This window comes from Paenibacillus sp. J31R109, from assembly GCF_059692055.1.
This window is the reverse complement of sequence record NZ_JCAUAR010000005.1, coordinates 441,516-455,670: the sequence shown is the minus strand read 5'-3', so window position 1 is coordinate 455,670 and position 14,155 is coordinate 441,516. Positions and strand designations below refer to the sequence as shown.

General features: G+C 46.7%; 8 protein-coding genes. 3 read left to right on the top strand and 5 right to left on the bottom strand.

Going from position 1 to position 14,155, the window contains the following annotated elements; translation table 11 throughout:
- Window positions 1-507: 507 nt before the first annotated feature.
- Genes AC58QT_RS16935 through AC58QT_RS16925 form a run of 3 tightly spaced genes read right to left on the bottom strand, consistent with a single transcriptional unit; the run spans window position 508 to window position 5,042 of the window.
- Window positions 508-2,337 (bottom strand): cache domain-containing sensor histidine kinase, encoded by a 1,830-nt coding sequence (locus AC58QT_RS16935; RefSeq protein ID WP_497410029.1) that lies wholly within the window; start codon window positions 2,335-2,337, stop codon window positions 508-510.
- 58 nt (window positions 2,338-2,395) lie between these two features.
- Window positions 2,396-3,901 carry an extracellular solute-binding protein gene (locus tag AC58QT_RS16930; RefSeq protein WP_497410028.1) on the bottom strand — a complete coding sequence of 502 codons (1,506 nt, stop codon included), beginning with the start codon at window positions 3,899-3,901 and terminating at the stop codon, window positions 2,396-2,398.
- 37 nt (window positions 3,902-3,938) lie between these two features.
- Entirely contained in the window at window positions 3,939-5,042 is a 1,104-nt protein-coding gene (locus AC58QT_RS16925; protein ID WP_497410027.1) for an SGNH/GDSL hydrolase family protein, read from the bottom strand.
- A 245-nt stretch (window positions 5,043-5,287) separates the two neighbouring features.
- On the opposite strand from AC58QT_RS16925, the gene AC58QT_RS16920 reads away from it, so the two are divergent.
- Genes AC58QT_RS16920 through AC58QT_RS16910 form a run of 3 tightly spaced genes read left to right on the top strand, consistent with a single transcriptional unit; the run spans window position 5,288 to window position 11,133 of the window.
- Entirely contained in the window at window positions 5,288-6,862 is a 1,575-nt protein-coding gene (locus AC58QT_RS16920) for an FAD-dependent oxidoreductase (RefSeq protein WP_497410048.1), read from the top strand.
- 32 nt (window positions 6,863-6,894) lie between these two features.
- Complete coding sequence (locus tag AC58QT_RS16915) at window positions 6,895-7,953, top strand: Gfo/Idh/MocA family protein (protein WP_497410026.1); 1,059 nt, start codon at window positions 6,895-6,897, stop codon at window positions 7,951-7,953.
- Window positions 7,954-7,962: 9 nt separating this feature from the next.
- On the top strand, window positions 7,963-11,133 hold the full coding sequence (locus AC58QT_RS16910; protein ID WP_497410025.1) for an Ig-like domain-containing protein: 3,171 nt from the start codon (window positions 7,963-7,965) through the stop codon (window positions 11,131-11,133).
- A gap of 577 nt (window positions 11,134-11,710) precedes the next feature.
- On the opposite strand, the gene AC58QT_RS16905 is transcribed toward AC58QT_RS16910, so the two are convergent.
- Both AC58QT_RS16905 and AC58QT_RS16900 read right to left on the bottom strand, forming a co-directional pair.
- The gene (locus tag AC58QT_RS16905; RefSeq protein ID WP_497410024.1) at window positions 11,711-12,547 is read right to left on the bottom strand and encodes a Gfo/Idh/MocA family oxidoreductase; all 837 of its coding nucleotides are present in this window, start codon (window positions 12,545-12,547) and stop codon (window positions 11,711-11,713) included.
- Between the two features lie 60 nt (window positions 12,548-12,607).
- The gene (locus tag AC58QT_RS16900; protein ID WP_497410023.1) at window positions 12,608-14,143 is read right to left on the bottom strand and encodes a type 2 periplasmic-binding domain-containing protein; all 1,536 of its coding nucleotides are present in this window, start codon (window positions 14,141-14,143) and stop codon (window positions 12,608-12,610) included.
- Window positions 14,144-14,155: the final 12 nt, after the last annotated feature.

Genomic DNA, 14,155 nt, shown 5'->3' with positions numbered 1-14,155 from the left:
TAACGTGATATACATCAATTACTCTCACTCCACTTCCACTATCCCCTTCACTCAGGATTCACTTCCCTAACTAACCCTCCACGACTGCTCTTCTGAGCCAAAGGGATAGTGTGGAGATAAATTTCAGAACACCGACTAACGTGATATACATCAATTACTCTCACTCCACTTCCACTATCCCCTTCACTCAGGATTCACTTCCCTAACTAACCCTCCACGACTGCTCTTCTGAGCCAAAGGGATAGTGAGGAGATAAATTTCTGAACACTGACTAACGTGATATACATTAATTACTCTCACTCCACTTCCACTATCCCCTTCCCTCAGGATACACTTCCCTAACTAACCCTCCACAAATGCTCTTCTGAGCCAAAGGGATAGTGAGGAGATAAATGGTGAACAATTAAGCGACTACGCCGGCCGGCTTACTAAGGCGGAATTGTCACTATATAGAAAAACCTCCGGAGCTCGTCTGCTTCCGGAGGTCTCTATCAGTTGTATGCTCTGTTACCCTGCCCGCTCCTCTAAGGAGGATTCGCACATAGCTAGCGGAAGGCGTAGCGTGATTCGGGTTCCCATGTGAGAACCACTCTCGATGAGAAACTGTGATTCATTGCCATAGTACATTTTCATTCGGGCAACGACGTTACGCAGACCAAATAGATCCTTCTCCTTTTTCAAATCCGTAGATATGCCTTCGACAGCTTGCTTAGAGGCCTCCTCCAATTTGGCACAAATATAGGTAAGTCGATCTGGACTGACGCCTACTCCGTTGTCGCACACTTCAAGAACGAGATAGCTTCCATCCAGATAGGAGGAGATGGCGAGTTCACCGCCCCCACTCTGTTTCTCCAAACCATGCAGAACCGCATTTTCCACCAAAGGCTGCAGTAAAAGCTTCAGCACATGATAGTGCGCACTTTCCTCAGCAATCTCGAAGCGAACCGTGAAATGATCAAGGAATCGCAACTGTTGCACTTTAATGTAGTATTTCAAATGCTCGATCGTTTCTTTCACCGGAAATGTCTCATTTCCCTTGTTAAGGCTTAGTCGGAAAAATTTCGACAGATTCAACACCATTTCGCTGATTTCATCCGCCTCATAGTTTTTAGCTGTCCAATAAATGGAATCCAGCGTGTTGTAGAGGAAATGAGGATTGATTTGTGACTGCAGAAATTTCAATTCCATCTTGGACAATAACAATTGTTTCTCGTAGTGATCTCGAATCAGCGTTTTCTGATTCTCCGCCATCCGATTAAAGGATTCGATCACATAGCCCAATTCATCGATCCGTGTATCTTCCAGCTGAATGGTGAAATTACCGGTCCGGAGCTGCTTCATCCCATAGGCCAGCTTCCGCAGTGGCGCGGAAATACCTCGATAAATGATCCAAGATGTCCAGATGGCAAGTACCAAACTGACAACTAGAATGCCATAAGAGAAAATTTTTAACGAGTCGGTATGACTCCGAATTTCCCATAAAGGCTGCTCCATCATCAGCGTCCAACCGGATAGTTTCGACTTCACGTTGATCGTTACCATCTCCGTACCGGTCTGTGGTGATTTACGAATCGTTCTTACTTTATCCACTTTGCCCCACACCTGGGGATTCACACTTCCGCCCGTGCCGGTTATCGCTCTTCCGTCATTATCAAATAAATAGATATTCGCATTTTTCGAAGGCAGAAGCGGTTTTGCGAGCTCGATTAGCGCACTCTTTTTTACCGAAAGGATGAGCAAGTTCGGATTCATCAACGTACGATTATAAGGGTCCATTGTCCGAATTAGATGCACACTATCGCTATCAAAATACGACTCACCTTGCTGCGGAGTAAAGAAAATCGTCCCCCCATTCGCTTCCATTAAATTCCGATACCATTCCTGATTCTCTGCTCCGCCTGGAAGTTTGCCTCCACCGAATTTCGTGGAAATGACGGTGCGTGACGGCATATGGATAATTGTAATTTGGTCAATGATAAGATTAACCGTCGTCATACTTGTGATCTGATCCATCACTTGAGCAAAATGAACGAATGACTGTTTCTCGGGTTCTTGACCGACAGACTGCAGCGTGGCATTGACATTCGTATCGAAAGCGATCAAAGAGGACAACTGCTCGATATTTTGCAAGGTCAGATCAATATAATCCGTCATGGTATGCAGCGCGCCTTGTGTCCGCTCTCCTGTCTGCACCTCTACGATCGACTGCGATTTGGCAATGGCAAACAGACTGAACCCTGCTAACGGAAGTAGAATAAGTAAAAAATACCAAGTTAACCGAACTTGGATGTAACCGGCAAGCAATTTGCGAATTTTGGGAAGTATTTCTTTGGTCATTTCGGCAACCTCCATTCATGACCGATTACACTCCGACAGATTGCCGGATTCACACTCCTTATTTGGTGGTTTCGCGCCACCACTCGTTTACTTCCCCGGTAATTTCATCACCGCCGGATTCCTTCCACTTTTTCACAAACGCATCAAATTCTTCTATCGGACTCAATCCCGCAATGATTCGTGTAAATGTCTCCTCTTGCAGCTTAGACAGCTTAACTTGGTGCTTACCCATAGCTGGTGTTGGCGGTCCATTGAACTGATCTTCCATTAAATTGTTCTCAATTCGCTGTATGTTGTCGTATAAATGAAACTGCTCACCTAGTGCCTCCAGTCGATCTTTTGTTACGATCGGATCTGCCATATCCGCTAATGCGCCATAAATGCCACGATAACCTTGCTTCGCGTGTTCATCAAAACGAATAGATAATTTCCCGTTCACTCGGTTCCAAACTTCGTTCTCAAAACCTAGCTTGAGGCTGGTTTGACCTGGGCCAGCGACGAAATCCAAAAATTTAACGACCGCTTCTGGCTTCTCACTTTTGATAGGAACCACATTGTAGGATCGGACGATGGAGGTGCTGTATACGCCATGCTTCCCGCCAGGACCGACCGGAAATTCTAGCGGAATCCACACGGCATTCGGATCTTTTTTACGATTGGCTGCAATATGGGCGCGCGTATCTGACCAAGCTGCCGAGAATAGGCCGACTCGTCCATTTACAATCTTTTCACCTAGGACGTCAATTTTATTCAGCGGGAATTCCGGATCTAGTATACCCTCGTCGTACAAGCCACGAAGATACATCAGCGCCTCTTTCATTTCTGGAAGAATACCTGAGTATACCAGCTTTCCGTCCCGTTTGTACCACGCTTTCATTTGTACGCCAAAGGCGCCAAGAAAAGGCGACGTTCTACGAAGACGCTCTAGAATCGATACGCCATAGGTATCATTTTTCCCATTACCATCTGGGTCTCTTTGAGCAAAAGCCCTCATCACCGTCGTATATTCTTCAATCGTCTTCGGTGGCTGTAGACCGAGCTTATCGAGCCAGTCTTTGCGGGCATACATGATTTCGGTTCCCTTTACTTCGTTCAAGCTTGGTATCGCATAGATCTTGCCATTCACTGTGACATTATCCCAAGCTTCTTTTGGGATTTTGGCTTTTAAATTAGCCCCATATTTATCAATGTAATCATTTAATGGGGTAAGCGCCTTTTGATTAACAAAATGAATAAACCACGATGGATCACTGGTATTCAACAAATCAGGCGGCTCGCCGGATGCCATGATAACGTTTAACTTTTCATCATAACCATTCAGTGGAGGAAGCGTGACATTGACCTGAACGCCATTATTCTTTTCGATATAGCTAAGATACGGATTATGATTCTCATCCATGTTTTCTGGAAAGTTCATACCTAGGCTATTCGCCACGATTCGTATCGTGGGTTCGTTAGTGGTTTCCACGCTATTTTCTTCATTCATATCCAAATTAGGAATGCCACAGCCAGCTGTTAAACAACCTAAGAGAATGACCAGCAAGGTTGTTTGCAATCTTTTCATCGAACCATCACCCCTTCAGACTTAGCCAAACAAGCAATCAAGAAGAGAGTATCTTCTTCAGTAACGGTGTCAGTCCATCCGCCATTCGCATAAACCCGAGATCTGTCGGATGAACACCATCGACTGTACATTCGTGAGCATTTTCACCAAGCAATTGTGAGCCCTCGTAATAATAAATATTAGCGTCACCATTTTCTCGCAGCCCTTCAACTGTCTGCATCTGGACTTGTTTGCGCTTCTCTTTCTCCTGCCGTAAGTTGGTTTGAAAACGTTCTTTTGCGTATGAGATGCTTGAGATCACAAGTATTGGCGTCAGCGCATGTTGGTTGCGGTAAATACGAATAAATTCAGGCAATGTCTGTTGCAGTCTTTCTGACGAAACGCAATTGGCCTCATAGTCCAACACGAGACACGCTGGGTCTGGTATTTCTGCTAAAAGATGCGCTAGCTCTGGCTCTCCTTTGCCATTCCCTGAGAAACCTAAATTCAGGAATTCTCGATTCATACGTCTTGATAAAATATTGGTATACGCCATGCCAGGTCGTGAAGCACAGCCTCCCTGTGTGATCGATGTACCATAAAAAATGATTTTCTCCTTGTTATCGTAGGCAATAGGAGGCGTGATTTGAGCAGCTGGGTCTACACCGACCCATACTTCTACTACGCCTTGATATAATGGAAAATTTAACGTAATGCTTCGATATTCTCGCTCCATATCCGTAAACAATACACTCTCGAATTCCGTAAGTTTGGCATCATACAGGGTTGTGCTGTAATAAAACTGTTCCCCAGGAGGGCCTATGTAGCAGTCGAAACCGCACTGTCCTGTTGCTGGCATATGGTACATATTCGCAGCCCCAGCCAGTTTCACTTGGATAGCTAACGAAGTTGCATTCGTCGTGAAGCGAATTTGCCCGCCAGCCGTGCAGTTAGCCAAGCTATCTACTGCTTCCGGGAGTTGCCAAGCTGGGTGTGTTGGCAACCTTCGATACAGCCTCTCTTCGTTCAGCCAGCCAAAACCTGCTACGTGAAATGGCTGCTCGAGGGGTGAAAACCACTGGTACGTATCGTCCGCCAATTGTTGAATCCGCATATTCAAATCCAATTGTAAGGGGTTACTTGGTCGTTGATGATTCGCCATTCTTGCATATCCTCCTCTACCTACGCTTACCGTCTATTCCTCTACTTGCTTGTTATGAAACTTCGCCTTCTAGGAGGCAATCCCTTTTTTTTCATAGCCAATGGGTTATTAAAGTACCAAAAGAAGTCATGGTCCTCCGCTGTGGCGTTTTACCAGCTGTAATACAATAGGGATAACCTGTGAAGCTTACAGGCGAATTGGAAAAGGAGGGACTATCTGCATTGGTGACCACAAACAACACACCTATTAAGCATGAATACCATGCTGATATCGTCGTAATCGGCGGTGGTACCGGCGGCTGCACAGCTGCTCTCGCTGCTGCCAAGTCAGGGAAACAAGTCATCATGACCGAGGAAACGGACTGGATTGGCGGCCAATTAACGAGTCAGGCTGTTCCGCCAGATGAACATCCGTGGATCGAACAATTTGGCTGCACACGCACCTATCGGCAGTTTCGGGAAGGGGTGCGTGACTATTATCGCCGCCATTTCCCGCTTACTGCAGAGGCACGTACACGAACGCTGCTTAATCCCGGCAATGGCGGCGTTTCACGCCTATGTCACGAGCCGCGTGCTGCTTTAGCCGTGTTGCAGGATATGCTCGCTCCCTACGTAAATAGCGGGAGGCTGCAAATTCTAACTCGCCATCGCATCGAATCCGTCTATGTCGAGGGCGATGATGTCCGCTCTATCACGGTTCGCAATTTGATGAGTGGCGATCCCGTGTTGTTAACCGCTGCCTACTTCCTTGACGCCACAGAGTGTGGCGATGTGCTCCCGCTAGCTGGCGCGGAATATGTGACAGGAGCGGAGTCCAAAAGCGAGACTGGCGAGCCCCATGCGGTAGATGGCGAAGCATTGCCACAGGACATGCAGGGCTTTACTTACTGCTTCGCCATGGATTATATCGAAGATGAAGATCACACTATTGCACGTCCTGAGCGCTACGATTTCTGGAAGGAATACAAAGCGGAATTCTGGCCTGATCGTTTGCTCAGCTGGTCCGGTGTTCGCCCTCAAACGCTGGAGCCTGTTTCTTATGAACTATTTGAAGGTACAGAAAAGTACTCCCTATTTTTCTACCGACGCATCATTGATAGCAAAAATTTTCAGGATGGCTTTTATCCTGGCGACATCACGCTCGTCAACTGGCCGCAGAATGACTACTGGCTGGGTTCGATTATTGATGTCAACGAAGAGGACAGAGAGCGAAGCCTCTGGGATGCCAAACAACTAAGTCTATCACTGCTCTATTGGCTTCAAACAGAAGCGCCACGGCCTGACGGTGGGCAAGGCTACCCCGGTCTTCGACTGCGCAAAGATATCGTCGGGACCGAGGACGGAATGGCTATGTATCCCTACATACGTGAGTCGCGCAGAATTAAAGCGGAATTCACCGTCTTGGAGCAGCATGTGAGCACTGCTTGCCGGCCTGATGGGAAAGCGGAGATTTTCCCCGATTCCGTAGGTATCGGCTGTTATCGCATAGACCTGCATCCGAGCACGGGCAATCGTCATTATATAGATATTTCTTCCTTACCGTTCCAGATTCCACTGGGCAGCTTGATTCCCATTCGTATGAACAATTTACTTCCAGCATGTAAGAATCTAGGCGTTACCCACATTACGAACGGCTGCTATCGTCTACATCCTGTCGAATGGAACATTGGCGAAGCCGCTGGATTTCTAGCAAGTCACTGCATCGATCGCGGAATAATCCCCCGTGAGGTACGTAATACGGAATCTGAGCTTCACATTTTCCAACGTAAGCTTGAAAGCTACGGCATCGAGCTGTCTTGGCCCACGCTTCGTCCCGTATAAGCTTGACTATTCTAATGAAGAGGTGTTCGTAGATGAGTAAAATACGTATTGGCGTTATTGGCGCAGGCTCCATTTCTGAAATGCATTTGAAATCCTATCACAATAATCCGGATGCAGAGCTTTATGCGATTTGTGATTTGAATGAGGAGCGCGCAAAAGCAAAAGCTGAGAAATACGGAATTCCTCACATTTATACAGACTATAAGGAGCTGCTCGCCAATGAGGCTGTAGATGCGATTAGCATCTGTACGTGGAACAATAGTCATGCTCAAATCTCCATAGCTGCCTTAGAGGCTGGTAAAAACGTACTCACCGAAAAGCCGCTCTGTACCTCTGTAAACGAGGCGCTTGCTGTAGAGGATGCTGTTCGACGTACAGGTAAAACGCTTCAGGTCGGCTTCGTGCGCCGATACGCTTCGAATACCCGCATCATCAAATCGTTCCTCGATAACAATGAGCTCGGCGAAATTTACTATGCAAAAGCTTCTTGTATTCGTCGTCTCGGCAATCCAGGTGGCTGGTTTTCCGATATTGAACGTTCTGGCGGCGGCCCATTGATTGATGTTGGGGTGCATGTCATTGACCTTTGTTGGTATTTGATGGGTCGACCTAAAGTGAAGTCCATCTCCGGCAATACGTACAAGAAACTTGGCAACCGTGCCAACGTGAAAAATCTTGCTTTTTACAAAGCAGCTGATTATGACCCTACGCATAATACGGTCGAAGACTTGGCGAATGCCTTAATTCGCTTTGAGAACGGTGCCTCCATTCTCGTTGATGTCAGCTTTACGCTTCATGCCAAGGAAGATGAATTGACAGTGAAGCTGTACGGGGAAAAAGGCGGAGCCGAGTTGGAGCCGCAGCTATCCATCATTACGGAGAAGTACGATACGATCTTGAACCTCACACCGCAGATCAATAACTTAAGTTTCGATTTTGTTGCCGGTTTTCAGGATGAAATCAATTACTTTATTGAAGTGTGTCAAGGTAAAAAGGAAACCCTCTCGCCTGTACAAGACGGAGTCGAGATGATGAAAATACTTTGCGGTGTCTATGAATCTAGTGAAAAAGGTGAAGAAATCCGCTTCTAGGGAAGGAACGTGAAACCAGTGAAACAATCGAAATGGCTAATCATGACCTTATTGATTACATTACTCGCTTCTTCTTGGTCCATAACCGCATCTGCGGCAATCAGTCCTACCGATTTTATTGAAGTTGAAGCTGCGCCTGTCGATATCACCATTGATATTGAAGGTCCGCGTAAGCAAATTAACGCCGTTGACACCGATATGAGTCGAATCACCGATTATGTGGCTTTGTACACGACGGAATTTGCAACATCCATTACCGTTGGCACTACTTCTGTCGGTGTTGTCGTCGATGCGACGAATCACGTGACACGGGTTGTTAACCCTTCCATCAACGGAGCTGTGCCCGTTTGGACAGGACCTACAACACTTGTGATCCCGCAAGGCGGCTACATCCTCGTAGCCAACGATGACAGTTGGGCGAATAAAACTTTTAAACAGTATCTCGCCAAAAACTTCAAGGTAGGCGACCTCATTAAGCTGCGCAAAAATGGTGAAGTGGTTCCCGTCACTGCGCTCATGACTGGCCAAGGACCACAAGCACGTCTTAAATTGGATAATGACGATTGGTTTACAGTAACCACACCGAAAACGACGGTTTCCGGCAAGCTTGAAAACGTAGAATCCGGCGTCACTTATGGGCTCCGCATTAACCAACAAACAGTTACTTTACAGACTAATGGCACCTTCCAAGGTGAAATTAACCTTACTGAGGGGGTTAATTATTTAGATGTCGTCGCCTCCAAGAACGGCGTAGAAAACGATCGTAAAACGTTAGTCGCGTTTTATAAGAAACAAACGAGCACGGCTAAGGAAGTCGTCCTCTGGGTCGACCAAGGTACGAATATTTTCAAGCTGCAAACTCCTGAAAACATTCGCGATATGCTAACCAAAGCGAAGGATGCTGGCGTAACAGCCGTTGCGCTTGATGTCAAAGGCGTCGAAGGCTTCGCCAACTATAAGAAGAATGATTTGACTGGGCGTCCGCATATCTCACAGATGACCGCACCGACGCGTGCGGGTGCGAATCCGAATCTGGATATGCTGGAGGAGTTTATCAAGTACGGGCATCAGCTGGGGATTAAAATCCACGCAGCCTTCAACGTGTTTGCGGAAGGTTCGCCTGCGCACAACGAGTATGCACTGTTGAACCAGCATCTGGATTGGGAAGAGCAAGTGTATCGCCCTGAGGATAACGGTCAAATTTTGCGGCTGCGTGAAAGCAAATACTACACATCGGGCAAATCTCTCGTTGCTTTTGTAAACCCAGCCAATGATGATGTCCGAGCGTTTGAGTTAAAGAACATGGAAGAAGTAATCAAGAACTATGATGTAGATGGCGTTGTTCTCGATCGCACCCGTTATGACAATGAGACAGCCGACTTTAGCCCGTTGACACGAGCTAAGTTTGAAACGTTCCTCGCTGCACGGGGCAAATCGTTAACGAATTGGCCTGCGGATGTGTTTAGCTATGTGAACAACGTACGCCAAGCGGGGCCGCTCATCAATGACTGGTGGGAGTTTCGCTCACAAACGATCAAGACATTTACGGATGAGGTCCGTTTACTCACGGATCGTTACACCGCTTTGAAAGGTCATAAAGTCTATTCCTCTGCTTATGTGGGTTCCTGGTTCGAGTCCTACTACTTGAACGGCGTCCACTGGGGCAGCCCGAATTTCAAATATGACCGCCGTTTGCAATTACCGGACGATAGCCTTTATACAGATTCGTATGCACAGACTGGCTATGCAGGTAACATCGATTTCCTTATGATTGGTACGTATCAAACGACCCAAAAAGAAATCGAACATCATATTACCTTGGGCAATATCGTAACAAACGGTGAAGTTCCCATGTACGCGAGTATCGCTCTGGCGAACATCCAGGATCCTCCACTGCAGCGTTCGGTGTTCCAAGCTGGCCTATCGCAATCGAACGGACTTATGCTCTTTGATCTTTCACAAGTCAACTGGTCCGTAGTGAAGGCATCACTTCATGATGTGCCATATGTAAAGGATTATCAAATCGGCTCAAGCATCCCAGGCAGCCCTGAGTCTTTCCTTGAAGCGGATCTATTTAATGTGAGTCGAAACGAGAATAATCTTAACATTTATTCAAACGAATTCGGTCAAACAACGGCAACGAGCACGTTCGGTGTCGAAGCTGTTGTTGATAGTTCAGGTAAAGTCACGAAGGTCGTAAACCAACAGCAAGCCCTTAACTGGAGTTGGGGCACGATGTCACCGAATAACAGCGTGATCCCGCAAGGCGGTTTTGTCATCTCTGCACTGGATGCTTCTGGCGTAAGAACGAGAAGACAGTTAGTCGCTAGAACTTACAAAGTCGGTGATGATGTACGCTCGGCTGTGCTTCAGGGGTATCTGGATGATGCGAATACGAGTACAGCACTTCCTAATTTGGAGATGAAAGGCGAAGTTGACGTCGTTGGACCGGGGACAGCACGCGTTCTTTTGAATGGTGTACCTGCAACAGTCGCAAGTAATGGCGAATTTGTTGGCACTGTCCCGCTTGTCATAGGTAACAATGCCGTACAAATCTCCGTTTATGTTGACGGTCGCAAAACGAATGAAAAAACGATTAACGTCACACGGACAGCTCCCATCCTCACAGGTATCGAGCTTGATTCAGCAGCCTATCGACTTGTTGCTGGCGACAAACATGCATCGGTTACGACCGCTGTCTACTCAGATCAAACTAAAGCCGTTGTAGCTGGGGCTTCTTACACATCTAGTAATCCATCGGTAGCCTCTGTTTCAGCTGATGGCATCGTAACCGCCTTGAAAGCAGGTACAGCTGAAATCACGGCTACGTTTGAGGGCAAAACCGCTAAGTCCACAGTAACTGTCGTAGCCGTGACAAAACTTAGTTTTGGCGAAAACAAACACAGCCTTGTCAAAGATGAAACGTACCAGGCACCACTCAAAGTAACTTATTCCGATGGCGTAGAAAGCTATCTTACGCAAGATGTCACCTACCGTTCCTCGCACGATAAAGTTGCATCCATTGCGGCTGACGGTACGATCACAGCTGTAAAACCTGGATCTGCAACCATTACAGCTACCTATCGTGGCAAGCAAGCGGACATCAAGATTAAAGTTTTCAATAGCCACAAGGATAAGAGTGAAGCAAGCGTGACGGATGCTGATGAAGAGCTTGAGTAATTAGGCCACTTCGTACTCATTACCGCTGCTGCGCAGGAGATAGTCGGTTTAACCGGCTATCTCCTTTCTATTTGCCGCTTCCACACATACACTCCCTCATTCCCCATTAGTTCGAATAATGCAACTAAATTGCTCCAATCAACCCCCATACGCGAAAAACAGGTACTGAGTACTGAGACTGCCACTTTCGACCGCTCAGAGTACGGTCGGTGCTGGTAGGTGGCTGAGACTGCAATTTTCGACCGCTCAAGAAGGGATTCACGTCTTTTCAGACTAGTTTGAGTGCCGAGAGTGCCACTTTCGACGGCTCAGAGTGCGGTCGGTGCACCAAGGCTGCTGAGACTGCATTTTTCGACCGCTCAAGAAGCGATTCACGTCATTTCACACTAGTTGGAGTGCCGAGACTGCCACTTTCGATCTCTCAGAGTGCGGTCGGTGCCGGAAGGCTGCTGAGACTGCATTTTTCGACCGCTCAAGAAGCGATTCACGTCATTTCCGACATCCCCACCCACCGATGCCGTTTCTAACGCAAAAAAAAGATCCGGCCACTCCCACCAGGAGATGCCAGATCTTTCATTTACTTTAACGTCAGCCACTGATGAGGCGTCTTTGCAGCTTGCATACCCACATCTAGAATCGTAGCTATAGTAATTGTCTCCTTGGAGGAGACAGGTGGATTGCCTGATTCGAAAAACCCCACTAATTTCTGAATAAAAGCCCCAAAGAAATCCGACTCAATGGTCATAAACTTCGACGTTCCCGCTTCATAACTGAGTGCCATATTGAATGGACATTCCCAGCCGTAAAGGTTAATTGTCGCTTGGCGTTCGTCTGCATAACCGATAAGAAGAGAAGGCGTCTTGTCAGTTCCCGTCCACATCACTCGTCTGACATCCGTTCCCATTAAGGAAACGATCGGTTCGATTTGATGGATGGCATAATTCCCAAACTTCCCAGGTCCCAAACTATTAATAGACTCTATTCCCGCATTATCGATCCCTGCATACTCCGCTGCAAATCTTAACGCCGAAGTTGAAAACATCGGGGTCCCGTGCTTCTCAGCTAGCTCAAACATTCGTAACGCCGCAGCTCGATCAGGAGCAAACGTTTTGTCAATATAGGTGGGCTTGCCCGATTGCAATGCCAATCTGGATAGCTCCTCGTGATACTCGGGATGATCCGGTGACAGAACGACCAAATAGTCACTCTTCTCTACGACCTCCTCAATGGAGTGATGCAGCTGGATCCCCTTCTTCTCACTCCACGCATCATTACTGAGCTTCCCTTCTATGTTGGTCTTCCCATAAGCATACGCAACCTGCATACGGCCATCCGTCGCTTTGTCGATCCAACCTGGGTATTTCTCCGCGTGCCATTCATCTAAAAAATAATCGATAAACCCGATTTTAGGCATCTCAATCTCCACTCCCTCTAGGAAATAACCCCCCACGGCATAACCGCAGGGGGCGCATGACTACTTTTTATTTGCTGCGTACCATTCGTTAGCCGCTTTGGTCATTTCGTCGCCGCCTTCTGCTTTCCATTGAGCAACGAACTTGTCATAGTTTTCAATCGGTTCTGCACCCGTGATGTACTTCAAGAACGTATCTTCCATCAGCTTTTGCAACTTCAAGTTGTATTTACCAATTGCTTCAAGCGGTGGTGCAAATGCAAGCGGATCAAGAACAATGTTCCCTTTAGCCGCTTCTTGAATTTTTGTAAAAGACTCCGTTAAGATCGGATCTTTCCGTACGCGAGCTTGCCAGTAGATCGGATAATTTTTCTCATCCACACCTGTTAAGAAAGTTGAAGCATTGTTGTATTCATCATTGAATTTCGGCAGAATTGGGAAGTAATTGCCGTTTTCCATCTTATAGTGAACGCCTTCTTTACCGATCGCCGCTTCTTTGAAAATATCTTTATCCAGTTTAAGATCCAAATATTTAATAACGTCTTCCTTGTTATCCGCCCATTTCGGGATGCCCACGTAGAAACTGATTCCTGCGCTGCCCATAACTTGAACTTTGCCATCATCCCCTTTGAGGTAAGGGAAACTGCCGATTTTCGCGTTAGGAGAGTTTTTCAATAAGGCATTTTGTACAGTTGGTGCGTTAAAATAAGCATTTGAAATGATCGCCGCTTTACCGCTTGTGAAATTCTCGATCACTTTATTCGCTTGGTTCAGCGACCATTCCTGATCGATCAATTTCTCCGTGTACAGCTTTTTCATAAATTCTACATATTTTTTCATATTCGGATTCTCAATCGCATTCACTAGCTTGCCATTAACATCTTGCCAACCAGTTGTTGCGTTGGATTGCACCATCGGTATGCCAAATGTCGGAAGAACCTCAGGGAGAAGCGGACTTTTCCCTCCAGATAACCCCATCACATTTTTCTTTTCTTTCAGCGTTTTCAAAACGGTATACAATTCATCACGCGTTGTAGGTGCTTTTAATCCGAGTTCATCCATCCAATCCTGACGAACGATAAGCTGGGTATTAACAATGGTTCCAGATCCCGTTTGCGGAATGCCGAAAATTTTACCGTTCAGCTTCGCGCCGTTCCAGGAAGTTTGTGAGATCACATTTTTCATATTCGTGCCGTATTTATTTACCAGCTCATCAATCGGCTCAAGTGCCCCAGAGGCAGCAAGCTTCGAATATTGCGGGCCGCTGAGAAGCATGTAGGCATACTTTTCTTTGTTAGCCATGAGCAAATTAAGCTTATCATCCGGATTTTCGACTGGCAGCATGTCGTAGGTAACTTTGTAGCCCGTTTTTTCATTCAGGAACTTAGCCACAACTTCTGTATTCGGATCAAATCGTGCATATTGCAGCAATGCTTTGAATTCTGGTTTCGGCTTATTTGCTTCTACGGTCGCTACTGGAGCTGTTGAAGCAGCTGGCGTAGTGGAACTGCTAGTCGTTGTTTGAGTACTTCCGCCACAAGCCGTAATCGCCGCTGCCATCGATGTGATGGACATGAGAACTAACATCTTTTTAACCATGTAAGAGCCTCC

Excerpts from the sequence above, each read along its gene's own strand:
- AC58QT_RS16930 (WP_497410028.1), bottom strand. The coding sequence starts at position 3,901 with ATGAAAAGATTGCAAACAACCTTGCTGGTCATTCTCTTAGGTTGTTTA.
- AC58QT_RS16900 (WP_497410023.1), bottom strand. The coding sequence starts at position 14,143 with ATGGTTAAAAAGATGTTAGTTCTCATGTCCATCACATCGATGGCAGCG.
- AC58QT_RS16925 (WP_497410027.1), bottom strand. The coding sequence starts at position 5,042 with ATGGCGAATCATCAACGACCAAGTAACCCCTTACAATTGGATTTGAAT.
- AC58QT_RS16935 (WP_497410029.1), bottom strand. The coding sequence starts at position 2,337 with ATGACCAAAGAAATACTTCCCAAAATTCGCAAATTGCTTGCCGGTTAC.
- AC58QT_RS16915 (WP_497410026.1), top strand. The coding sequence starts at position 6,895 with ATGAGTAAAATACGTATTGGCGTTATTGGCGCAGGCTCCATTTCTGAA.
- AC58QT_RS16905 (WP_497410024.1), bottom strand. The coding sequence starts at position 12,547 with ATGCCTAAAATCGGGTTTATCGATTATTTTTTAGATGAATGGCACGCG.